Origin of the sequence: Nocardioides ungokensis (assembly GCF_013466985.1) — a bacterium.
Lineage (GTDB): Bacteria > Actinomycetota > Actinomycetes > Propionibacteriales > Nocardioidaceae > Nocardioides > Nocardioides ungokensis.
On the sequence record NZ_CP059164.1, the window covers coordinates 1,037,262 to 1,058,305 of the forward strand.

General features: G+C 72.0%; 19 protein-coding genes, 1 tRNA gene and 2 pseudogenes. 18 read left to right on the forward strand and 4 right to left on the reverse strand.

Features of this window, described 5'->3' with window-relative positions; translation table 11 throughout:
- The first annotated feature begins 7 nt into the window (after positions 1-7).
- From H0S67_RS05180 to H0S67_RS05205, 6 genes are all read left to right on the forward strand, one after another.
- Complete coding sequence (locus H0S67_RS05180; protein WP_180935712.1) at positions 8-928, forward strand: Ppx/GppA phosphatase family protein; 921 nt, start codon at positions 8-10, stop codon at positions 926-928.
- A 41-nt stretch (positions 929-969) separates the two neighbouring features.
- Positions 970-1,362 carry a phage holin family protein gene (locus H0S67_RS05185; protein ID WP_246355143.1) on the forward strand — a complete coding sequence of 131 codons (393 nt, stop codon included), beginning with the start codon at positions 970-972 and terminating at the stop codon, positions 1,360-1,362.
- The gene (locus H0S67_RS05190) at positions 1,359-1,607 is read left to right on the forward strand and encodes a DUF3618 domain-containing protein (protein WP_180935714.1); all 249 of its coding nucleotides are present in this window, start codon (positions 1,359-1,361) and stop codon (positions 1,605-1,607) included. Before H0S67_RS05185 ends, H0S67_RS05190 begins: the two co-directional genes overlap by 4 nt.
- Before the next feature lie 26 nt (positions 1,608-1,633).
- The gene (locus tag H0S67_RS05195; protein ID WP_180935715.1) at positions 1,634-1,954 is read left to right on the forward strand and encodes a hypothetical protein; all 321 of its coding nucleotides are present in this window, start codon (positions 1,634-1,636) and stop codon (positions 1,952-1,954) included.
- A 31-nt stretch (positions 1,955-1,985) separates the two neighbouring features.
- Positions 1,986-2,834: a uracil-DNA glycosylase gene (locus H0S67_RS05200; RefSeq protein WP_180935716.1), complete on the forward strand. Its 849-nt coding sequence runs from the start codon at positions 1,986-1,988 to the stop codon at positions 2,832-2,834.
- 63 nt (positions 2,835-2,897) lie between these two features.
- Positions 2,898-2,971 (forward strand) — tRNA-Leu (locus H0S67_RS05205).
- Between the two features lie 111 nt (positions 2,972-3,082).
- On the opposite strand, the gene H0S67_RS05210 is transcribed toward H0S67_RS05205, so the two are convergent.
- Positions 3,083-4,186: a hypothetical protein gene (locus H0S67_RS05210; protein WP_180935717.1), complete on the reverse strand. Its 1,104-nt coding sequence runs from the start codon at positions 4,184-4,186 to the stop codon at positions 3,083-3,085.
- A 168-nt stretch (positions 4,187-4,354) separates the two neighbouring features.
- Between H0S67_RS05210 and H0S67_RS05215 the strand changes: the two genes are divergently transcribed.
- Positions 4,355-5,227, forward strand: a complete 873-nt coding sequence (locus H0S67_RS05215) for a Bax inhibitor-1/YccA family protein (RefSeq protein WP_180936771.1) — start codon at positions 4,355-4,357, stop codon at positions 5,225-5,227.
- 105 nt (positions 5,228-5,332) lie between these two features.
- Here H0S67_RS05215 and H0S67_RS05220 read toward each other — a convergent pair whose 3' ends face one another.
- Positions 5,333-6,394: an SGNH/GDSL hydrolase family protein gene (locus H0S67_RS05220; RefSeq protein ID WP_180935718.1), complete on the reverse strand. Its 1,062-nt coding sequence runs from the start codon at positions 6,392-6,394 to the stop codon at positions 5,333-5,335.
- A 97-nt stretch (positions 6,395-6,491) separates the two neighbouring features.
- Between H0S67_RS05220 and H0S67_RS05225 the strand changes: the two genes are divergently transcribed.
- The 11 genes and pseudogenes from H0S67_RS05225 (at position 6,492) to H0S67_RS05270 (ending at position 19,213) form a co-directional block, all read left to right on the forward strand.
- Positions 6,492-7,904, forward strand: coding sequence for a cystathionine beta-synthase (locus H0S67_RS05225; protein ID WP_180935719.1), 1,413 nt, complete (start codon positions 6,492-6,494; stop codon positions 7,902-7,904).
- A 200-nt stretch (positions 7,905-8,104) separates the two neighbouring features.
- Positions 8,105-8,746, forward strand: coding sequence for an ABC transporter permease (locus H0S67_RS05230; protein ID WP_180935720.1), 642 nt, complete (start codon positions 8,105-8,107; stop codon positions 8,744-8,746).
- Between the two features lie 2 nt (positions 8,747-8,748).
- Entirely contained in the window at positions 8,749-9,960 is a 1,212-nt protein-coding gene (locus H0S67_RS05235) for an ABC transporter ATP-binding protein (RefSeq protein ID WP_180935721.1), read from the forward strand.
- Positions 9,953-10,786: an ABC transporter permease gene (locus tag H0S67_RS05240; protein WP_246355145.1), complete on the forward strand. Its 834-nt coding sequence runs from the start codon at positions 9,953-9,955 to the stop codon at positions 10,784-10,786. The genes H0S67_RS05235 and H0S67_RS05240 overlap by 8 nt, the downstream gene beginning before the upstream one ends.
- Positions 10,787-10,858: 72 nt before the next feature.
- Positions 10,859-11,797: a glycine betaine ABC transporter substrate-binding protein gene (locus tag H0S67_RS05245; protein WP_246355146.1), complete on the forward strand. Its 939-nt coding sequence runs from the start codon at positions 10,859-10,861 to the stop codon at positions 11,795-11,797.
- A gap of 138 nt (positions 11,798-11,935) precedes the next feature.
- Positions 11,936-13,370, forward strand: a pseudogene (locus H0S67_RS05250) (cytochrome ubiquinol oxidase subunit I).
- 12 nt (positions 13,371-13,382) lie between these two features.
- On the forward strand, positions 13,383-14,402 hold the full coding sequence (cydB, locus tag H0S67_RS05255; protein ID WP_180935723.1) for a cytochrome d ubiquinol oxidase subunit II: 1,020 nt from the start codon (positions 13,383-13,385) through the stop codon (positions 14,400-14,402).
- A 10-nt stretch (positions 14,403-14,412) separates the two neighbouring features.
- Positions 14,413-17,781, forward strand: coding sequence for a thiol reductant ABC exporter subunit CydD (gene cydD, locus H0S67_RS05260; protein ID WP_180935724.1), 3,369 nt, complete (start codon positions 14,413-14,415; stop codon positions 17,779-17,781).
- 11 nt (positions 17,782-17,792) lie between these two features.
- Positions 17,793-18,179 carry a response regulator gene (locus H0S67_RS27240; protein WP_343050354.1) on the forward strand — a complete coding sequence of 129 codons (387 nt, stop codon included), beginning with the start codon at positions 17,793-17,795 and terminating at the stop codon, positions 18,177-18,179.
- Between the two features lie 23 nt (positions 18,180-18,202).
- Complete coding sequence (locus tag H0S67_RS27245) at positions 18,203-18,460, forward strand: response regulator transcription factor (protein ID WP_343050355.1); 258 nt, start codon at positions 18,203-18,205, stop codon at positions 18,458-18,460.
- A 135-nt stretch (positions 18,461-18,595) separates the two neighbouring features.
- Entirely contained in the window at positions 18,596-19,213 is a 618-nt protein-coding gene (locus H0S67_RS05270; protein WP_180935725.1) for a DoxX family membrane protein, read from the forward strand.
- Between the two features lie 190 nt (positions 19,214-19,403).
- On the opposite strand, the gene H0S67_RS05275 is transcribed toward H0S67_RS05270, so the two are convergent.
- Both H0S67_RS05275 and H0S67_RS27830 read right to left on the reverse strand, forming a co-directional pair.
- The gene (locus H0S67_RS05275; RefSeq protein ID WP_180935726.1) at positions 19,404-20,342 is read right to left on the reverse strand and encodes a sensor histidine kinase; all 939 of its coding nucleotides are present in this window, start codon (positions 20,340-20,342) and stop codon (positions 19,404-19,406) included.
- 190 nt (positions 20,343-20,532) lie between these two features.
- Positions 20,533-21,030 (reverse strand): annotated as a pseudogene (locus tag H0S67_RS27830) (GAF domain-containing protein); the annotation flags it as partial.
- Positions 21,031-21,044 lie beyond the last annotated feature (14 nt).

Sequence of the window (21,044 nt, forward strand, 5' to 3'; positions counted from 1 at the left end):
CCCTCCGGTGACCCGGGTCGCCGCGGTCGACTGCGGGACCAACACGATCAAGCTGCTCGTCGGCTCGGTCGACGGGCAGGGGCTGACCGACATCGTCGTCCGGGAGACCCGGATGGTGCGGCTCGGCGAGGGTGTCGACCGGACCGGCCGGCTCTCCGAGGCGGCGCTGGAGCGGGCCTTCGCCGCGCTGGACGAGTACGCCGCGCTGGTCGGCGCGCACGACGTCTCCCGGATCCGCTTCTGCGCCACCTCGGCCACCCGGGACGCCGCCAACGGCGCGGTCTTCGCCGCCGGCGTCCGGGACCGGCTGGGGGTCTGGCCGGAGGTGATCACCGGCGCCGAGGAGGCCGCGCTCGCCTTCGACGGTGCGATCCGCAACCTGCGGGTGCCGCCAGCCGAACCGGTCCTGGTGCTGGACATCGGGGGCGGCTCGACCGAGCTCGTCCTGGGCTCGTCCGGATCGCCGGAGGCCGCCCACTCGATGGACGTCGGGTCGGTCCGGCTGCACGAGCGGCACCTCCACTCCGACCCGCCGACCGCGGCGGAGGTCGCGGCCTGCGTCGCCGACATCGACGCCCACCTCGACGAGTCCCCGGTCCAGGTGGACCACGCGCGGGCCGTGGTCGGGGTGGCGGGGACCGTGCTCACGGTGGTGGCCGGGGCGCTCGACCTCCCGGCGTACGACGCCGACGCGATCGACCAGTCGGTCGTCCCCGTGGACCGGATCCGCGAGGTGGTGGACCGGCTGGTCGCGATGAGCGTGGCCGAGCGGCTGGCCCTCGGCTACATGCATCCAGGCCGGGCCGACGTCATCGACGCCGGGGCGCTGATCCTGTCGCGGGTCCTGGCCCGCGCCCGGGTCGACTGCCTCGTCGCCTCCGAGGCCGACATCCTCGACGGGATCGCCTGGTCGATGGTCGGAGGTTAGTCGCGCACACCAGTGGGCACGGGACCCCCATGGACGAACCCATGACCCGGACCACGGACGAGCCCCTGGGTGCCCTCGTGCACCGCTTGTCGGAGCAGATCCCCGAGCTGGTGCGCAGCGAGCTCCGGCTCGCGCAGGCCGAGCTGACCGAGAAGGGCAAGCGAGCCGGCGTCGGTGTCGGCCTGTTCAGCGTCGCCGGGCTGCTGGCGGTGTTCGGTGTCGCCACCCTGATCGCCACGGCCATCCTCGCCCTCGACCTGGTGCTGCCGGCCTGGGCGGCTGCGCTCGTCGTCGCCGTCCTGGTCCTCGCCGCCGCTGGCGGAGCTGCCCTGGTCGGCAAGAAGGAAGTGCAGCAGGCAACCCCGCCCGCGCCCGAGATGACCATTGCGAGCGTCAAGGAAGACGTCGCCGCCGTGAAGGGGAAGCACGTATGAGCAGCAGCAACGGCACGACACCGGAGCAGATCGAGGCCGACATCGAGCGGCAGCGCGAGGAGCTCGCCACGACGGTCAACGAGCTGCAGGCCAAGCTGGACGTCAAGGCCAGGGCCCGCCACCGCGCCGCGGTGCTGCGAGACCGGGCCACGACCGACTCGGGCCGACCCCGTCCCCAGGTGATCGCCGGCGCCGCCGCGGTCGTGGCCGTCGTCGGCCTCCTGGTGTGGCGTCGTACCCGCTGAAACCCCCACCGACAGGAGCCCCACCCATGAGCAAGCTGACCCTCATCGCCGCCGGTGCTGCCGGCTACGTCCTCGGCACCCGCGCCGGACGTGAGCGCTACGAGCAGATCGCCGGCGGTGCGCGTCGCGTGATGCGCAACCCGCGGGTGCAGTCCGCGCGGGAGCAGGCCCAGGGCCTCGTCGCCGAGCAGGCTTCCGCCGCCAAGGACGCGGTCGTGGAGAAGGCCAAGGAGACCGCTGCCACTGCAGCCTCCGCGGCGGCGGACAAGGTACGCCGCGGCGACGGTGGTGCACACAGCGCGGACCAGTCATGGCCCGCCGACCAGGCCGCGCCGCCGATGTCCTGAGCAGCCTCCGGTGACGGGGCACGATGGGTCGGTGGGCCCCCTCCAACTCCTCCTCCCTCACCCCGCCACCGGAGAGCTCTTCGCGTCGCCGGTCCCGCCGGGCTCCGGCTGGCCCGGCGACGTGGCGGACGCCGACACGCCGGTGGCGCGGACGGCCGTCCAGGTCCGCCGTCTCGCGGCGGGCACCGGTCTCGACGAGCTCGAGGCCAGGGTGTCGGTCTGCGCCGCCTGCCCACGGCTGGTCGCGTGGCGGGAGCAGGTCGCCCGTGAGAAGCGGGCGTCGTACGCCGACGAGCCCTACTGGGGGCGTCCGATCGCCGGCTGGGGCGCTCCCGACCCTCGCGTCCTCGTCGTCGGGCTCGCGCCCGCCGCGCACGGTGGCAACCGCACCGGGCGCGTCTTCACCGGCGACCGGTCCGGCGACTGGCTTTTCGCCGGCCTCCACCGCGTCGGGCTGGCGACGCAGGCGACCAGCACACACGCGGCCGACGGGCTCCGCCTCGTCGACACCCGCATGGTCGCGACGGTGCGCTGCGCGCCACCGCTGAACAAGCCCACCACGCAGGAGCGCGACACCTGCGCACCCTGGCTGGACGCAGAGCTGCGCCAGGTCGCCGACTCGGTCCGGGTCGTCGTCGCACTCGGCTCCTACGGCTGGGCGGCGGCGCTGGGCGCCTTCGGCCGCATCGGCTGGGAGGTGCCCCGGCCACGGCCGAAGTTCGGCCACGGCGCCTCGGCGTCGCTCGATGGCCCGCACCCGATCACCCTGCTCGGCTGCTACCACCCCAGCCAGCAGAACACCTTCACGGGCAGGCTCACCGAGCCGATGCTGGACGAGGTGCTCGGTCGCGCGGCCGACGCTGCGAGAATCCCCCGGTGACGTGAGCGGGAGATCGTGCGAACCGTGGCCCAGGGCCCACGATCCGCATGACGTCCCGAGCAGGCCCCCGTATCCCAATCGGCAGAGGAAGTCGCCTTAAAAGCGACGCAGTCTGGGTTCGAGTCCCAGCGGGGGCACCGGTCCGGCAGCCGGCGGTTGAGGTGCGAGCGTCAGCGAGCCTCGAAACCCCCGCAGCCAAGGGGCCGCGGTGCGGGGCTGTTGCACCCGCCCAGGTGACGGTCCGTCGGCTAGGCCCCAGCACCCTCGACGGCAACCGGACCAGCGGACGAGGCCGGCGTTGAGCGCCGATAGGCGAGCACCGGCTGCCACCGGTCGTGCAGCGTCGTGATCAGGCTGATCAGTCCCAGGAAGAAGATCACGTTCCACGAGCTGCTGTCGCTGCCCGCGAGCCACCTCGCCACGACGACGATGACCACGTCCACCAGCAGTCGCGCGAGCACGGCGAGGGTGGCGGACTCGATCGACCGACCACGCCGGGCGAACGCGATGCCGATCGCCGTGTTGAGCACGACGAAGACGGCGATGAAGACGAACAGCTCCAGGTTGGTCGCGTGGATGCCCGGCAGCGTCTGGGCGTAGATGATCGAGATCAGCCCGACGAGCACGACCTTCTCCAGCGTCACCCACGAGATCACCCGACCCGAGGTCGCGCGCCAGGCCGCCTGCTCGGCGGCGGTGTTGATGGCCTCGGGCAGCGGGTCGGCGGGCAGCCGCAGGTCCCAGTCGGGTTCGGGGAGCCGCGGCCGCACGACGAACCACAGCACCGCGGCGAGGAGGAGCAGCAGCGAGATGAGCAGGGGCCACGCCCAGCTGTAGTCGCGCAGGGTGTCGGTGAGGTCGAGCTGGGCGACGTGCAGCCAGTACTCCTGCGGCAGCTTGACGAAGATCCAGATGGCGGCGGCCGTGATCACCCACCACTTGAGCGTCACCCGCAGCGGCCGCCAGCGGGTGCGCACCGTCTCGTAGCCGATGAAGAAGTACTCGAAGGTGTTCGGGAAGATCAGCAGCATCGCGCGGACCTGGCTGAGCTCGAAGACGACCACCCCGACGAGCCGGTAGAAGTACAGGAAGCGGCCCACGTCGTACGCCGGCATGCTGGCCCAGTTCCGCATGGTCGCCAGGTAGGCGATGGCCAGGTAGTAGACGTCCATCGCCTTGTCGTAGCTCTGGTAGCCCGGGGGGTCGTAGCCGAAGGCCTGGAAGATCGTCTGGTCCACGCCGTCGAGCAGCAGGCAGCCGATGACGGCCGGCAGCGGGTAGCGGGGGATGAGCAGCGGGAGCAGGAAGCGGGATCCGACGACGGCAACGAACACGTAGTCGACACCGCTCATGACGCTGAGCGTGGCGGTGGAGGAGGTGGCGGATCAGGGCCGTTGGTCCCGAGTCCGAGGGAACGACGTACCTTGCCCGCGCGTTGGTGCGAGTGAACCCTATCTAGACTGGGTTCTGTGAGACGAGCCGTCAGGGAGACGGTCGACACGGCCTCCAAGGAGGAGACCATGCAGAGCAACAACCCGGTGTTCCGGCGCTCGGAGGAGTTCAACCGTCCTGCCGCGAACGCCTACGGCAACCAGACGTACGCCGGCAACGGGGCGCCCTATCAGGGCTACGGCCAGCCGGGCTACTCGGACCCGTCGTCGTGGGGCACCGGCACGCCCGGCTCGCCCACCCAGGCGCCGGCCTCCACCGGCCCGATGACGATCGACTCGGTCGTCCAGAAGACCGCTGTCTCGCTCGCCGTCGTGATCGTCACGGCGCTGGCCACCTGGATCCTGACCCCGGCCATCGAGAACGGCGCGTACAGCTCCGGACTGATCTCGGCCGTCGCGCTGGGCAGCCTGGGCGCCTTCGCGCTGTCGATGGTCAACTCGTTCAAGCGCGTGATCAGCCCGGCCCTGGTGCTGGCGTTCTGCGCCTTCGAGGGCGTCGCGCTCGGAGCCCTCAGCAAGATGTTCGACGTCCGCTTCGGTGACGGTGTCGTGTCCGGTGCGGTGATCGGCACCTTCGCGGCGTTCGCCGGCACCCTGGCCGCCTACAAGGTGTTCAACATCAAGGTCGGCCAGAAGTTCCGCATGATGGTCATGGCCGCCGTCTTCGGCATGATCGGCCTGAGCCTGATGGAGCTGGTGCTGAGCCTGTTCGGCGCCAGCCTCGGCCTCTTCGGGTTCGGCACACTCGGGCTGCTGACCGCGCTCGCTGGCCTCGTGCTCGGCGTGTTCATGCTGGTGATGGACTTCGACTTCGTCGAGCAGGGCATCGCCAACGGGCTCCCGGAGCGCGAGTCGTGGCGGGCGGCGTTCGCCATGACCGTCAGTCTGGTCTGGATCTACACCAACCTGCTGCGCCTGCTGGCGATCTTCAGCGACAACTGACCCCCTCCGGCCCATTCGGGGTCGGCCACGGAAAGGCGAAGGCCCCGGGCACTGCCCGGGGCCTTCGTCTTGCCCTGACAGTTCCGGACAGCTCCCGGCAGGAGCTCAGACCCTGCTGGCCGCCTCGGAGGACGAGCCGGGGCCGCGGGTGCCGCCGGAGTCGTCGTCGTGGTCGTCGGGTGCCTCGGCCTCGGTGTGCGGGTGGCGACGGCGGTGCCGCAGCTCCACCCACAGGCCGCGCACGCCGCGGCGCGAGCCGGCGATCTCGGTGCCATCGAGCTCGGTGCCCGGGTTGTTCACGGCCTGCACAGCGGCCGCCACGATCGGCAGCACGCCCTCGCCACGGAACGCCTCCGGCACCGCCTCGTCGTCGGGGACCAGGTCCAGCGCGGCGAGGGTCGAGGGCAGCAGCACCGTGACCAGCGAGCGGTAGCCGTCAGCCGACGGGTGGAACTGGTCGGGACCGAAGAGGATCGCGGGGGCCGCGGCGAACTCCGGGCCGAGGATCGAGCCGAGCGAGACCGTGCGGCCGCCCTCCTCGACGACCGCGATCGTCTGGGCGGCCGCGAGCCGCCGCGACCAGGCGCGGGCGATCTGCTTGAGCGGGGGAGCGATCGGCTTGATGGTGCCCAGGTCGGGGCAGGTGCCGACGACCACGGCGATGCCGGCCTCACGGAGGCGACGCACCCCCTCGGAGAGCTGGCGCACCGAGTGGGAGGGCAGCACGGTGTGCGTGACGTCGTTGGCGCCGATCAGGATCACCGCCACGTCGGGCCCGGTCGGGAAGGCCCGGTCGATCTGGGCGGCGAGGTCGGAGGTCTGGGCGCCCACGACGGCGAACTCGCGCAGGTGGACCCGGCGGTCGGCACGCTCGGCGAGACCGCTGGCCAGCAGCGCTCCGGGCGTCTCCTCGACCCGGTCCACGCCGTAACCCGCGGCGCTGGAGTCACCGAGCAGGGCGACCTTGATGGCGGGTCCCGGACGACCGCGGCCGTACCACCCCGTCGCGTCCGGCGGCGGCTCCTCCCGGGTCACCCCGATGGCCCGGCGGGCCAGCTTCGCCTCGAGCGTGAGGACGCCGTACAGCCCGGCGCCCAGCGCAGAGAGGCCGCCGCCGCCGAAGGCGGCGGCGGACGCGAGCTTGCGAGCGGCACCGGCTTTCCCCACGCCCCAACTCTACGGAGGCGCCCGCCGGGCCGGGGCTCCACCAGCCTCACATCACCGAGTTTGTGGGGTTGGGCACAGGGACCTCTACATTGGCGGAATGCAGTATGTGAACTCTCTCCTCGACCTCATCGGCAACACCCCGCTGCTGAGGCTCTCCCGGTCCCTCACCACCCCCGACGGGCCCGACCTGACCACCGAGACCGCGCCGATGGTCCTCGCGAAGGTCGAGTACCTCAATCCCGGTGGCTCCGTGAAGGACCGCATCGCCACCCGGATGATCGAGGCTGCCGAGGCCTCGGGCGCACTGCAGCCCGGCGGCACGATCGTCGAGCCGACCTCGGGCAACACCGGCGTGGGCCTGGCCATGGTCGCGCAGGCCAAGGGGTACAAGTGCGTCTTCGTCTGCCCCGACAAGGTCAGCGAGGACAAGCGCAACGTGCTCAAGGCGTACGGCGCGGAGGTCGTGGTGTGCCCGACCGCGGTCGCCCCCGAGCACCCCGACTCCTACTACAACGTCTCCGACCGGCTCGCCTCGCAGCCGGGCGCCTGGAAGCCCGACCAGTACTCCAACCCGAACAACCCGCGGTCGCACTACGAGACCACCGGGCCGGAGATCTGGGAGCAGACCGACCGGAAGATCACCCACTTCGTCGCGGGCGTCGGCACCGGCGGCACCATCAGCGGCATCGGCCGCTACCTGAAGGAGAAGAACCCCGAGGTCAAGATCATCGGGGCCGACCCGGCCGGCTCGGTCTACTCCGGCGGCACCGGTCGCCCCTACCTCGTCGAGGGCGTCGGCGAGGACTTCTGGCCCGAGACCTACGACCGCTCCGTCGCCGACCGCATCATCGAGGTCTCCGACGCCGACTCGTTCGCGTTCACGCGTCGCCTGGCGCGCGAGGAGGCGCTGCTGGTCGGTGGGTCGTCCGGGATGGCGGCGTACGCCGCGAAGCAGCTGGCGCTCGAGCTGGCCGGCACCCCCGAGGGTGAGAACGCCGTCATCGTGGTGCTGCTGCCCGACTCCGGCCGTGGCTACCTGACCAAGATCTTCAACGACGAGTGGCTGGGCCAGTACGGCTTCCCGGTCGAGGGCAGCGAGCAGGACGCCCAGACCGTCGGCGACGTGCTGCGCGGCAAGGACGGGCGGCTGCCCGACCTCGTGCACACCCACCCCGCCGAGACCATCGCCGAGGCGGTGCACATCCTCCAGGAGTACGGCGTCTCGCAGATGCCGGTCGTCCGCGCGGAGCCGCCGATCGTGGCCGCCGAGGTCGCGGGGTCGGTCTCGGAGCGGGCGCTGCTCGACGCGCTCTTCGCGGGCACCGCGCACCTGACGGACTCCGTCGAGGAGCACATGTCGCCGGCGCTGCCGACGATCGGCTCCACCGAGCCGGCCAGCGCGGCGGTCAAGCTGCTGGAGTCCGGTGACGCGGTGCTGGTCCACGAGGACGGCAAGCCCGTGGGCGTGCTGACCCGGCAGGACCTGCTCGCCTTCCTCGCCCGCGGCTGAGCCGCGCGCGGCGTGCGGACCGTGGCCTCCGGGCCACGGTCCGCACGGTGCTGCCCGCGCGACTCCGCACGGTCCCGCCTGGCTCCGCACGTCCCGCATGACTCTGCAGGCGCCCGCATGACTTTGCGGGCTCGTGGGTAAGAGCCGGGTGACCGGGCGCCGGAGGCGCCTTCCACCAGCCGTGGAGCGAGCGTTCGACCGTGTGGCAATTCATCACCGACCGCAGTGACCAGATCGTCTACAACACCCTCCAGCACGCCAACCTCGTGATCCAGGCGGTCGCGCTGGCCACGGTCATCGCGGTCGCCCTCGCGGTCCTGATCACCCGGGTCCCGCGACTGAGCGGCCTGGCCAACGCGCTGAGCGCCATCGGCCTGACGATCCCGTCGTTCGCGCTGGTCGGCCTGCTGCTGCCCCTCGCGGGCATCGGTGCGACCACCGCCTTCATCGCGGTGACCTTCTACGCGGTGCTGCCGATCCTGCGCAACGCCGTCGTCGGTCTCCAGGGCGTCGACAAGACGCTCCTGGAGTCCTCGCGCGGTCTCGGGATGAGCGAGCTGACCTCGCTGTGGCGGGTGCGCCTGCCGCTGGCCTGGCCGGTGATCCTCGCCGGGGTCCGGACCTCGATGCAGATGTCGATGGGCATCGCGGCCATCGCGGCGTACGTGCTCGGCCCCGGGCTCGGTGGCTACATCTTCACCGGCCTGGCCCAGATCGGGGGCGCCAACGCCGTCAACTACGCCGTGGTCGGGACCGTGGGCATCGTCATCGTGGCCCTCCTCGCCGACCTGCTGCTCCTGCTGCTGGGGCGGCTCACCATCTCGAAGGGAATCAGGGCCTGATCATGACCGCAACGAACGAGACCCAGTCCGTGGGCCAGGACGCGGCCCGCAACAGCGAGGTCAGCGGCGCCGAGATCAGGCTCGAGGGCGTGGTCAAGCGGTACGCCGGGCAGAAGACGCCGGCGGTCGACTCGCTGTCGCTGACCATCCCCGCCGGCGAGATCGTGATGCTGGTCGGTCCGTCGGGCTGTGGCAAGACCACCAGCCTGAAGATGATCAACCGGCTGATCGAGCCCACCTCGGGGGCCATCAGCATCGACGGGAAGGACGTGCGCAAGCAGGGCCATGACGAGCTGCGGCGCCACGTCGGCTACGTCATCCAGGGCGGCAGCCTCTTCCCGCACATGACCGTGGAGAAGAACATCGCGATCGTGCCGAAGCTGCTCGGCTGGGACGCGTCGCGGATCTCCGACCGGGTCGACGACCTGCTCGACCTCGTCGGCCTCGACCCGGCGAAGTACCGCAAGCGCTACCCCCGCGAGCTCTCTGGCGGCCAGCAGCAGCGCGTCGGTGTCGCCCGCGGCCTGGCCGCCGACCCGCCGGTGCTCCTGATGGACGAGCCGTTCGGCGCGGTCGACCCGATCACCCGGCAGCGCCTGCAGGACGAGCTGTTGAGCATCCAGCGCGAGCTGCGCAAGACGATCGTCTGCGTCACCCACGACATCGACGAGGCGATCAAGCTCGGGGACCGGATCGTGATCCTCCAGGAGGGCGCGCACGTCGCGCAGTACGACACCCCCGAGAACATCCTCGCAGCGCCGGCCGACGACTTCGTCAGTGACTTCGTCGGGTCGGGCTCGACCCTCAAGCAGCTCTCCCTGGCCCGGGTCAACGAGATCGACCTGGCCGACTGGACGACGGCGGCGGTGGGCGACAGTGCCGCCGAGGCCATCCGGAAGGCCCAAACGGTCGGCCACGACGCGGTCGTGGTCCTCGACAACCGCGGGCGCCCGGTCGCGTGGCCGTGGCTGCGCCAGCTGCGCAACGAGGACCGCATCCCGTCGTACGACCCCGAGAAGCTGCACACCCTGGACTCCCGCGCGACGCTCAACGACGCGCTGGACACGATGCTCACCTCCAGCCACGGCGGCGCGGTGGTGACCGGCGACCGCGACCAGTACCTCGGCGTCATCGACTTCACCAGCGTCACCGACCACATGCGCACGCTCGAGCAGCAGGCCGCTGCCGCGACGGACGGCCAGGCCCGTGGCTGAGGACACCATCACCCGGGAGCCGCGGCAGCCCGCGGAGGCGGCCGCCGGGGGAGCCGCTGCGGAGGAACCGCCCCGGGGCAGGCTCCGGCGCTGGCGCCCGGACCAGGAGACCCTCCTGATGCTGGTCCTGCCGCCCGTGCTGGTCGGGCTGGTCTTCGCCGGCTTCGTCGTGTGGCGGCAGACCGCCGACCTCGACTCCGTCGAGAGCAGCCAGCTGGCGTGGCCGACGATCTGGCGGCTCATCCTCCAGCACGTCGAGCTCACCTTCGTCGCCGCGCTCCTGGTCGTGGCCCTGGCGGTGCCGCTGGGCATCGCGCTGACCCGCGGACAGCTGCGCCGGGCCGCCCCCCTCGTGGTGGGCATCGCCAACGGCGGCCAGGCTGCCCCGGCCGTGGGGCTGGTGGTGCTCCTCGCGCTGTGGCTGGACTTCGGCTTCTGGACCGCGGTCCTCGCGCTGGTGCTCTACGGGATCCTGCCGGTGCTGCGCAACACCATCACCGGCCTGCAGGGCGTCGACCCGACGCTCGTCGAGGCCGGCCGCGGCATGGGGATGTCGGCCGCCTCCGTGCTGCTGCGCATCGAGCTGCCGCTGGCGGTGCCGGTGATCATGGCGGGCGTGCGCACCGCGCTGGTGCTCCTCGTGGGCACCGCCAGCCTGGCCACCTTCATCGGTGCCGGCGGTCTGGGCGAGATGATCACGACCGGCATCTCACTGTTCCGTTTCTCCCTGATGGTGTCGGGGGCGCTGCTGATCGCCCTCCTGGCCCTGCTCATCGAGTGGCTCGGGCGACTGCTGGAGCTCCTGACCCGACCGAAGGGAATCTGAGGGATGGCCTTCCGGCGACCACGTTCGACCCGATCGCTGGCGGCCCTGACGGCCGCCGTGTCCCTCTCGTTGATGGCGAGCCTGTCCGGCTGCGGGCTGGGCACCGCCGGTGGCTACGTGCCCGGGGCCCAGCTTGCAGGCCCGCTGCGCGACGTGAAGCCGCTCGACGGCGTCAGCGTCGCGGTCGGCTCGAAGAACTTCTCCGAGAACATCCTGCTCGGGAAGATGGCGCTCATCCTGCTCAAGTCCGACGGCGCCGACATCACCGACCTGACCAACATCCCCGGCAGCGCGTCGGCGCGCCAGGCCCACCTCGAGGGCCAGATCGACGCCATGTGGGAGTACACCGGCACCGGCTGGATCACCTACCTCGGCCACGACAAGCCGATCAAGGACCCGCACAAGCAGTACGTCGCGGTGCGCGACGAGGACCTGCGCGCCAACGACCTGGTGTGGCTGCCCCCGGCGCCGATGAACAACACCTACGGGTTCGCGGTGACCCAGCAGGTGGCGAAGAAGTACCACATCACCAAGCTGTCGCAGCTGAAGGACGTCCCGGTCAAGGAGCGCACCTTCTGCGTCGAGTCCGAGTTCGCCAACCGCCCCGACGGGCTCAACGGCATGCTCAAGACCTACGACGTGCCGCAGGGCAAGTCCGACGGGGTGCCGCAGGGCAACATCCAGACCTACCAGACCGGTGCGGTCTACGACGCCACCGCGTCGGGCAAGTGCAACTTCGGCGAGGTGTTCACCACCGACGGCCGGATCGTGTCGCTGAACCTCGAGGTCCTCGAGGACGACAGGCAGTACTTCCCGAACTTCAACGTCTCGTTCGTGGTCAACAAGGACCTCGTCGACCAGCACCCGCAGATAAAGGAGCTCCTCGCGCCGGTGACGGCGAAGCTCACCAACAAGGTGCTGCTCAAGCTCAACGCCCAGATCGACGTCGACGGCCGGGAGCCGGCCGACGTCGCGCACGACTGGCTGCAGCAGGAGGGCTTCATCGAGTAGGCCCCACCGAGCAGGTCACAGGCACGACCCCGGGGGACCTTGGTCCCGGGCGGAGGTTGCCTCCGACCGTCCCGGGCTGCCGCCGGTTTCTCTTAACGTCGAGACAATCTCACCCGTGCGTCCGGCCCAGGAGAATCCGTGGACCCTCTCGACCTCGCCCGGTGGCAGTTCGGCATCGTCACCGTCTACCACTTCCTCTTCGTCCCGATCACGATCGGCCTCTCGGCGATCGTGGCGGGCTACGAGACGGCGTGGGTGCGCACCCGCAACCCGCACTGGCTGAGGTTGGCCAAGTTCTTCGGCAAGCTCTTCCTGATCAACTTCGCGATCGGGGTCGTGACCGGCATCGTCCAGGAGTTCCAGTTCGGGATGAACTGGAGCGACTACTCGCGCTTCGTGGGTGACATCTTCGGCGCCCCCTCGCGATCGAGGACTGCTCGCCTTCTTCCTCGAGTCGACGTTCCTGGGGCTGTGGATCTTCGGGTGGGACCGGCTCTCGCCGAGGCTGCACGCGACGTGCATCTGGGTCGTCCACGTCGGCACCCTGCTCTCGGCGTACTTCATCCTCGCGGCCAACTCCTGGATGCAGCACCCGGTCGGCTACCGGTACAACCCGAGGACCGGCCGGGCCGAGCTGCACGACTTCGCCGCGGTGCTCTTCAACAAGGTGCAGCTGGTCACCTTCCCGCACGTGGTGCTCTCCGCCTACCTCACGGGCGCCGCGTTCGTGGTGGGCGTGGCGTTCTGGTCGATGGTCCGTCGCGGCGCCAGTGACGAAGACCGCGGCATGTACCGCAGCGCGGCCCGCACCGGCGCGGTCATCGCCCTGGTCGCGGGCCTCGGCGTCGCGGTCACCGGCGACGTCCAGGGCAAGATCATGACCGAGGTCCAGCCGATGAAGATGGCCTCGGCCGAGGCGCTCTACAACACCGAGGGCTCCGCCGGGTTCTCGATCTTCACCATCGGCAGCCTGAGCGGCAACCAGGAGAAGTTCGCCGTCAAGGTGCCCGGCCTGCTCTCGTTCCTCGCCACCGGGCACACCGACAGCACCGTCGAGGGCATCAACCAGCTCCTCGCGCAGTACAAGAAGACCTACGGCAGCGACCCGGGCGCGACGTACTACTCGCCGGGCGACTACACCCCGATCATCCCGATCACCTACTGGAGCTTCCGGCTGATGATCGGCCTCGGCCTGCTCGCCGCGGCAGGTGCGGCGCTGATCCTGTGGCTGACCCGCAAGGGCAGGGTCCCGACCGGCCGGGTGTGGGTGTGGGTGGCGATCGCGATGCCGCTGCTGCCGGTCGCGGCCAACTCCTTCGGTTGGATCTTCACCGAGATGGGCCGCCAGCCGTGGGCGGTCTTCGGCGTGATGACCACCGCGCACGCAGTCTCCCCGGGCGTCGGTGCCGGCACGGTGCTCACCTCGCTGCTCACCTTCACCCTCGTCTACGCCGTGCTCGCGGTGGTGGAGATCGGGCTGGTCCTGAAGTACGTCCGCGCGGGGGCCGACCCGCTCCCCGAGGACACCGGACCCAACGACACCCCCGACCGCCCGCTCGCGTTCGCCTACTGAGGAGACGTCCCGATGGAGCTCACCACCGTGTGGTTCTGCCTGATCGCCGTGCTGTGGATCGGCTACTTCTGCCTCGAGGGGTTCGACTTCGGGGTCGGCATGCTGCTGCCGATCCTGGCCTCCGACGACCGCGAGCGCCGGGTGCTGATCAACACGATCGGCCCGGTGTGGGACGGCAACGAGGTCTGGCTGCTGGTCGCCGGCGGCGCGACGTTCGCGGCGTTCCCGGAGTGGTACGCCACCCTCTTCAGCGGCTTCTACCTCCCGCTGCTGATGATCCTGGTCGCGCTGATCGTGCGCGGTGTCGCCTTCGAGTACCGCGCCAAGCGTGACGACCTGCGCTGGAAGGCACGCTGGGACCTGGCGATCATCATCGGGTCCTACGTGCCGGCCGTGCTGTGGGGCGTCGCGTTCGCCAACATCGTGCGCGGGGTGCCGATCGACGCGAACGGCGAGTACACCGGCGGGTTCTTCAACCTGCTGAACCCCTACGCGCTGCTCGGTGGTGCGACGACCCTGCTGCTGTTCCTCACCCACGGCGCGATGTTCCTGGCCCTGAAGACCGACGGCCGGGTGCGGCACGAGGCCCGCAGCCTGGCCGCCCGGTTCGGGGTGCTGGCCGCCGCCGTGGCGGTCGCCTTCCTGTTCTGGACCCAGGTCGACTCCGGCAACCTCGGCTCCGCGCTGCTCTTCGTGGCGGCCGCCGCCGCGCTCGTCGGCGGCCTGGTGGCCGTCGGAGCGGCCCGTGAGGGCTGGGCCTTCCTCGGCACCTTCGTCGCCATCGCCCTGGCCGTGGCCGGGCTGTTCGTCGCGCTGTTCCCCGACGTGATGCCGACCTCCCTGGCCGACGGCACCAGCCTGACGACCACCAACGCCGCGGCGACGTCGTACACCCTGAAGATCATGACCGTGGTGGCCCTCGTGTTCACCCCGCTGGTGCTGGCCTACCAGGGCTGGACCTACTGGGTGTTCCGCCGCCGGATCGCGGTGCACCACATCCCGGAGCAGCCCGCGCGGCTGCCGGCCGCGTGAGGTCCCTCGGATGAGACCCGGCGACCCGCGGGTACGCCGGCAGCTCCGGCCCGCCCGCCGGCAGCTGGGCGGCGTCGTGGCCGGCGGAGCGCTGGCCAGCGTGCTGGTGATCCTCCAGGCGTGGGTGATCACCGGCCTCGTGGTGGCCGCCCTGGACCACCCGCTCGACGACGCCCGCGTCGGGCGGTGGGCCGGTCTCGTCGTGGCCGTGCTGGCGGCCCGTGCGGTGACCGGCTGGGGCGTCGACGTGCTGGCGGCCCGGGCCGCCGCCGTGGTCGGCACGGACCTGCGCCGCCGGCTGGTGCGCGCGGTGCTGTCGGGCGGCGCGCCGCGCCGCTCCTCGGGGGAGGTGGCCGTGCTGGCGACCCGCGGGGTCAGCGCCGCCGAGCCGTACCTCACGCGCTACCTGCCGGCGCTGGTCCTCGCGGCGTTCCTGCCGGCGCTCACGGTGGTCGCCATCGCCACGCAGGACCTGCTGAGCGCGCTGATCGTGGCCTGCACGCTGCCGCTGGTCCCAGTGTTCGGGGCGCTGGTCGGGCTCGCGACCCGCGACCGCGCGGAGTCCCAGTGGCGGGCGATGGCCTCGCTCTCGGGGCACTTCGTCGACGTCATGCGCGGGCTGCCGACGCTGGTCGCCTTCCGCCGGGCCACGGCCCAGTCCCGCACCATCCGGGAGATCACCGACCGCTACCGCCGGGCCACCCTGGACACGTTGCGGCTGGCGTTCGCCTCCTCCGCGGTGCTCGAGCTGGTCGCGACCCTGTCGGTCGCCTTGGTGGCGGTCGTGGTCGGCGTACGCCTCGCCGCGGGAGACCTCGGGCTTCACACCGCCCTCCTGGTGCTCCTGCTGGCCCCCGAGGCGTACTGGCCGCTGCGCCGGGTGGGCGCGGAGTTCCACGCCTCGGCCGAGGGCGTCGCCACGCTCGAGGCGGTCAACGACCTGGTCGAGCAGGCGCATGAGGCGGGTGGCGAGGCAGCGCCGGGCGAGCTCGAGGTCACCGGACTGACGGTGGTCCATCCGGGCAGGGTGACGCCGGCCCTCTCCCGCTTCAGCGCCCGCTTCCCCGACCGCGGCGTGACCCTGCTGACCGGACCGTCCGGGTGCGGCAAGACGACCCTGCTCTCGGTCCTGGCCGGGCTGCTGCCACCCCCCGAGGGCAGCGTGCGCGCCGGTGGCCACGCGGTGGGAGGCGCGGCCTGGCGGAGCCGGGTCGCCTGGCTCCCGCAGCGGCCGGTCTTCGTCACCGGCAGCGTCGCCGACAACCTGCGGATCGCGGCGCCCGACGCCGACGACGAGCGCCTGTGGGGCGCCCTGCGCAGGGTCGCCCTCGAGGAGCGCGTCCGGGCCCTGCCGGGCGGGCTCTCCGAGCCGGTGGGTGAGGACGGCGCCACGCTGTCGGCGGGGGAGCGAGCGCGCCTGGCGCTGGCCCGCGTCGTCCTCGCGGAACGTCCTTGGGTGCTCCTGGACGAGCCGACGGCCCACCTCGACGACCTGACCGAGCAGATCATCGCCGACACCGTGGTCGAGCTCGGCCGGACCAGCGGCGTCATCGTGGTCACGCATCGACCGGCCCTGGTGGAGCTGGCCGACCAGGTCCTGGTGATGGCCGCGCCGCGGACGGAGACGCCCGCCGAGCGCCGACCCGCCGAGCGCGAGCGCCCGGTGCCGGGCCGGCCAGCGCCGGCCGGTCCGACTGGGCTCGGGCCGGACAGTCCGGTCGAGCCGGCGACCCGCTCCGGCCTGCTCGCGAGCACGGTCGTCGGCGCGCTCGCGTCCGCCTCCGGGGTGGCGCTCACCGCCACGGCAGGCTGGCTGATCGTGCAGGCATCGGCACACCCGCCGGTCCTGACGCTGCTGGTCGCGGTCGTGGCCGTGCGCGCCTTCGGGCTGGCCCGACCGGCGCTGCGCTACGTCGAGCGGCTGCGCTCCCACGACGTTGCCCTGAGGGTGCTCGCCGACCGTCGCGTCCAGGTCTACGACGCGCTCGTCCCGCTCACTCCCGGACGCCTGGGGCGGCGCCGCGGCGACCTGCTCGCCTCCGTCGTCGACGACGTGGACAGTGTCGTGGACCGGGAGCTGAGGGTGCGGCTGCCGGTGCGCAGCTTCCTGCTCGTGGCGGCTGCCGCATCCGTGGCCGCCGCCGCGCTCCTGCCGGTCGCCGGGCTGGTCGTGGCAGCCACCTGTGCGGTCGGCGGCGGCGCGGCGTACCTGCTCGCCCGCACCGGAGCGGCCCGCGCCGAGCGGGCCGCGGTCGAGGCCCGGGCCCGGCTCTCCGAACGCGTCGTCGAGGTCACCCAGGTGGCTCCCGAGCTGGCCATGTGGCAGGCCGAGGAGGCCGCCACGGAGCTGGTCGTCGGGGAGAGCAACCGGCTGAACGGCTTCACGGTGCGGGCCGGCTCGTGGCTCGCCACCGCCCGGGCGACCACCCTCCTCACGGTCGGCCTCGGCGTCGCCGTGACGGCCCTGGTGGCGGCCCCCGCCGCCGCGTCCGGTTCCGTCACCGGACCGGTGCTGGCGCTGCTGGTGCTGCTGCCCCTGGCCCTGGGCGACGTGGCCCTCCCGCTGGCGGAGGCCGGGGCCCTCGCGGCCCGGACGCGTGCCGCCGAGGCGCGGCTGCGCGCGCTGGAGTCCGCGCCTCCGGCGGTCTCCGACCCGGCGGTGCCGCTCCCCGCCCGGCGTGGCCACGACGTCGAGATGACGACCGTGACCGCCGGCTGGGACGGCGTGACCGCCCTGCGGGGTCTCTCGCTGCGGCTCCGGCAGGGCGAGCGCGTGGCGGTCGTCGGGCCGTCCGGATCCGGCAAGACCACGCTGGCCGCGCTGATGCTGCGCTTCGTCGACCCCTGGCACGGTCGGGTCTCGCTGGGCGGGATCCCGGCACGCAGCCTCGCCCTGGACGACGTACGCCGCCTGATCGGCCTCGTCGACGACGACCCCCACGTGTTCGCCACCACGCTCGTCGAGAACGTCCGACTCGCGCGGCCCTCGGCGGGTGACGACGAGGTCGAGGCGGCACTGCGGCAGGCCCGGCTCGGCGCCTGGCTCGACACCCTTCCCGACGGGCTCGACACCTGGCTGGGCGACGGCAATGCGCTGGTCTCAGGAGGCGAACGGGCCCGGATCGCGGTGGCGAGGTCGCTGCTCGCCGACCAGCCCGTGCTCGTGCTGGACGAGCCGACCGCGCACCTCGACCACGCCACCGCCGAGGAGCTTTCCCGAGAGCTCCTCGGCGCGCACGCCGATGGGCGTAGCGTGCTGTGGATCACCCACGGAAGCGTGGGCCTGGACCTGGTCGACCGGGTCCTCGACATCACCGAGTGCGGCGGATCTCCGTCGGCACTCTCCGGAACACAGAGGACAGGTGGCCCATGGGCGTAGACAATGGCGACATGACGGAGACCGGCCCGATCCGCGTGTACCTCCTGGACGACCACGAGGTCGTCCGGCAGGGCCTGCGCTTCCTGCTCGAGGCCGCCGGCGACATCGAGGTGGTGGGGGAGTCCGGCTCGGCCGAGGACGCCACGCACCGCATCCCCGCCCTGCGCCCCCACGTCGCGGTGCTCGACGCCCGGCTTCCCGACGGCTCGGGCATCGAGGTGTGCCGCTCCGTCCGAGCGGTCGACCCCTCCATCAACGCACTGATCCTGACGTCGTACGACGACGACGAGGCGCTGTTCGCGGCCATCATGGCCGGCGCGGCCGGCTACGTCCTGAAGGAGATCAAGGCCTCCGACCTCATCAGCGCGGTGCGCCACGTCGCCGGCGGCCACTCCTGATCGACCCGACATTGACCTCCCGGGTGCTCGAGCGCGTGCGCAACGGGCCCGCCACCGCGCCGGAGCTGGCCGAGCTGACCGACCAGGAGCTCAAGCTGCTCGGCTACATCGCCGAGGGACTGACCAACCGCCAGATCGGCGAGCGGATGTACCTCGCGGAGAAGACGGTCAAGAACTACGTCTCCAGCATCCTGGCCAAGCTCGGCCTCGAGCGCCGCACCCAGGCCGCGGTGCTGGCGGCCAAGCTGCTCGACCCGACACCGGACTCGCACTCGCGGTAGCGGACCGCTCGGTCCGAGGTCCCCCGCAACGGGGACCATGGGCCGAGCGCCCGGTGACCAAGCGCCCTGCCTCGCAGGGTGCCCGGGACGGGATCCTCGGGGTGGAAGTCATCCACCAACGGGGAGGCCATGCACATGAGCGTCGTTCACCACCGCCGGGAGACCCGCGCCGCCGCGGGCGAGGCCCCCTCGGTCGAGACCCAGGCACCGATCGTCGAGGTCACCGGTCGACGTCAGGCGGCCGCGGCACGCCGCGCCGTCGCGACGTTGCGCATCGCCTTCGGGTTCACGTTCCTGTGGGCCTTCTTCGACAAGCTGTTCGCGCTCGGCTACGCCACCGGCGTGGACCCCCAGGGTCACGTGGACCGCTTCGGCGACGCCGCGTGGATCCACGGCGGCAGCCCGACCCAGGGCTTCCTGGCCTTCGGTGCCGACGGCCCGCTGGAGAGCTTCTACCACTCGATCGCCGGCGCCACCTGGGCCGACTGGCTGTTCATGTTGGGCCTGCTCGGTGTCGGCGTCACGATGACCCTCGGGGTCGGGATGCGCATCGGCGCCGCCGCAGGCGCGGTGATGTACCTGCTCATGTGGAGCGTGGTCTTGCCCCCGGACAACAACCCGATCATCGACGACCACATCCTCGGCGCGATCAGCCTCGTCACCCTGGCGCTGCTGAACGCCGGCAACGCCTGGGGTCTCGGGCGCTGGTGGAGCTCGAGGGCCCTGATGCAGAGGTACCCCGTCCTGAAGTGACCTGATCACCACAGACCGCCACGGCCACCTGCACGCGGACGCGGGTGGCCGTTGGCCTGTCCCGAGCACCTCGTGGCCGTCTCGCCCGAGCCCCGTCACCCGAGCCCCTCGCCCGAGCCCCGTCACCCGAGCCCCGTCACCCGAGCCCTCGCCCGAGCCCCTCGCCCGAGCCCGCAAGCCCCGCGGGCCGCTAGACCAGCGGGACGCGCCAGACCAGCCGGGTGCCCAGCGACCCGTCGGGCCCCAGCTCCAGCGAGCCGCCGAGCGCCTCGGCACGCTCCCGGGCGTTGCGCAGCCCGCTGTGGACGGCGTCGGCGGGGATCCCGCCGCCGTCGTCGCTCACGACGAGCCGCAGCTCGCTGACCGACGCCTGCACCTCGACCGCGGCGCTGCGCGCCTGCGCGTGCCGGGCGACGTTGGTGACCGCCTCGCGCAGCACCGACAGCAGGTTCTCGCGGAGCGTGCCGGGCACCGAGTTGTCCACCGGGCCGCTGGTGCGCACGTCGGGGGCGAACCCGAGCAGCGGCTCGTACTCGCGCACCAGGGCACGGACCTCGGAGCGCAGCGAGCCACCGGGCCGGTGCTGGAGCTCGAAGATCGTGCCGCGGATGTCGCGGATGGTCAGGTCGAGGTCGGAGACCGCCTGCTCGATGCGATCGAGGACGTCCGGGCCGGTCGCGATCATGGCCGTGGCCTGCAGCTGGAGGCCGGTCGCGAACAGGCGTTGGATGACGCTGTCGTGGAGGTCGCGGGCGATCCGCTCACGGTCGGTGATGACGGCCAGCTCCTCGCGGTCGCCGAACGCCACCACCCGGTCCAGCGCGAGCGCCGCCTGGTCGGTGAACGACACCAGCAGCTGGTGCTCCTCGACGTCCCGCGGGCCGGGCCCTCGGTCGAAGACGGCCACCAGCAGCCCCCGGTGGGCCAGGTGCGCGCGCATCGGGACCGCCACGACGTTCAGGTCGGCGGCGCGCAGCTCCACCGGCTCGTCGATGCGAGTGGCGGACATCGTCGCCATCACCTCGTCGAGAGCCCGGGAGACACGGCCCGCGTCGGAGGTCGCGACGGACACGCTGCGGAGGTTCTCGGGCCCGAAGCAGAGCGTCGCCGCCGCGAGCGCTCCGGACACCGAGCGCATCGTCTTGGTGATCAGCGCCAGCGCCCCCGATGTCGATGGGGGGTTGGAGCTCTTCCGCGAGGTCGGCCGTGGCCTCGAGCCACTGGCGTCGGCGCTCGCTGAGGCCGTAGGCCCGCGCGTTCTCGATCACGAAGCCCGCGGCAGTCGCCAGGCCGCGCACGAGGAGCTCGTCCTGCGCCGTGAACGACGTCCCACCGGCCTTCTCGGTGAGGTAGAGGTTGCCGAACACCGTGCCCCGGATCTTGATCGGCACCCCGAGGAACGTGGTCATCGGCGGGTGGTGGGCGGGGAAGCCGAACGAGCTCGGGTGCTCGCTGAGGTTGTCGAGCCGGATCGGTTCGGGGTGCTCGATGAGCAGGCCGAGGATCCCCTGGCCGCGCGGCAGGTCGCCGATCAGCAGGCGGTGCTGCTCGTCCATGCCCGTGGTGACGAAGTCCACCAGCGTCCTGCCGTCGGGGGCGATGACCCCGAGCGCGCCGTACGTCGCCCCGGTCATCTCGGTCGCCGACTCGACGATGCGGCTCAGGACGGCGTGCAGGTCGAGGTCGGACGAGATCGCCACGACCGCCTCGAGAAGTGCCTCGGCGGCCCCGGGGAGTGCCGGCTCCGGCTCCTGCGTCACCCGCCCAGTCTCCTGCATCCCGGCCGGAAGGAGACCGCTGACCCTGGAAGTTCTCATCGCGGGCTGCGCAG

Excerpts from the sequence above, each read along its gene's own strand:
- H0S67_RS05245 (WP_246355146.1), top strand. The coding sequence starts at position 10,859 with ATGGCGAGCCTGTCCGGCTGCGGGCTGGGCACCGCCGGTGGCTACGTG.
- cydB (WP_180935723.1), top strand. The coding sequence starts at position 13,383 with ATGGAGCTCACCACCGTGTGGTTCTGCCTGATCGCCGTGCTGTGGATC.
- H0S67_RS05185 (WP_246355143.1), top strand. The coding sequence starts at position 970 with ATGACCCGGACCACGGACGAGCCCCTGGGTGCCCTCGTGCACCGCTTG.
- H0S67_RS05215 (WP_180936771.1), top strand. The coding sequence starts at position 4,355 with ATGCAGAGCAACAACCCGGTGTTCCGGCGCTCGGAGGAGTTCAACCGT.
- H0S67_RS05195 (WP_180935715.1), top strand. The coding sequence starts at position 1,634 with ATGAGCAAGCTGACCCTCATCGCCGCCGGTGCTGCCGGCTACGTCCTC.
- H0S67_RS05190 (WP_180935714.1), top strand. The coding sequence starts at position 1,359 with ATGAGCAGCAGCAACGGCACGACACCGGAGCAGATCGAGGCCGACATC.
- cydD (WP_180935724.1), top strand. The coding sequence starts at position 14,413 with ATGAGACCCGGCGACCCGCGGGTACGCCGGCAGCTCCGGCCCGCCCGC.
- H0S67_RS27240 (WP_343050354.1), top strand. The coding sequence starts at position 17,793 with ATGACGGAGACCGGCCCGATCCGCGTGTACCTCCTGGACGACCACGAG.
- H0S67_RS05235 (WP_180935721.1), top strand. The coding sequence starts at position 8,749 with ATGACCGCAACGAACGAGACCCAGTCCGTGGGCCAGGACGCGGCCCGC.
- H0S67_RS05270 (WP_180935725.1), top strand. The coding sequence starts at position 18,596 with ATGAGCGTCGTTCACCACCGCCGGGAGACCCGCGCCGCCGCGGGCGAG.
- H0S67_RS05225 (WP_180935719.1), top strand. The coding sequence starts at position 6,492 with ATGCAGTATGTGAACTCTCTCCTCGACCTCATCGGCAACACCCCGCTG.
- H0S67_RS05210 (WP_180935717.1), bottom strand. The coding sequence starts at position 4,186 with ATGAGCGGTGTCGACTACGTGTTCGTTGCCGTCGTCGGATCCCGCTTC.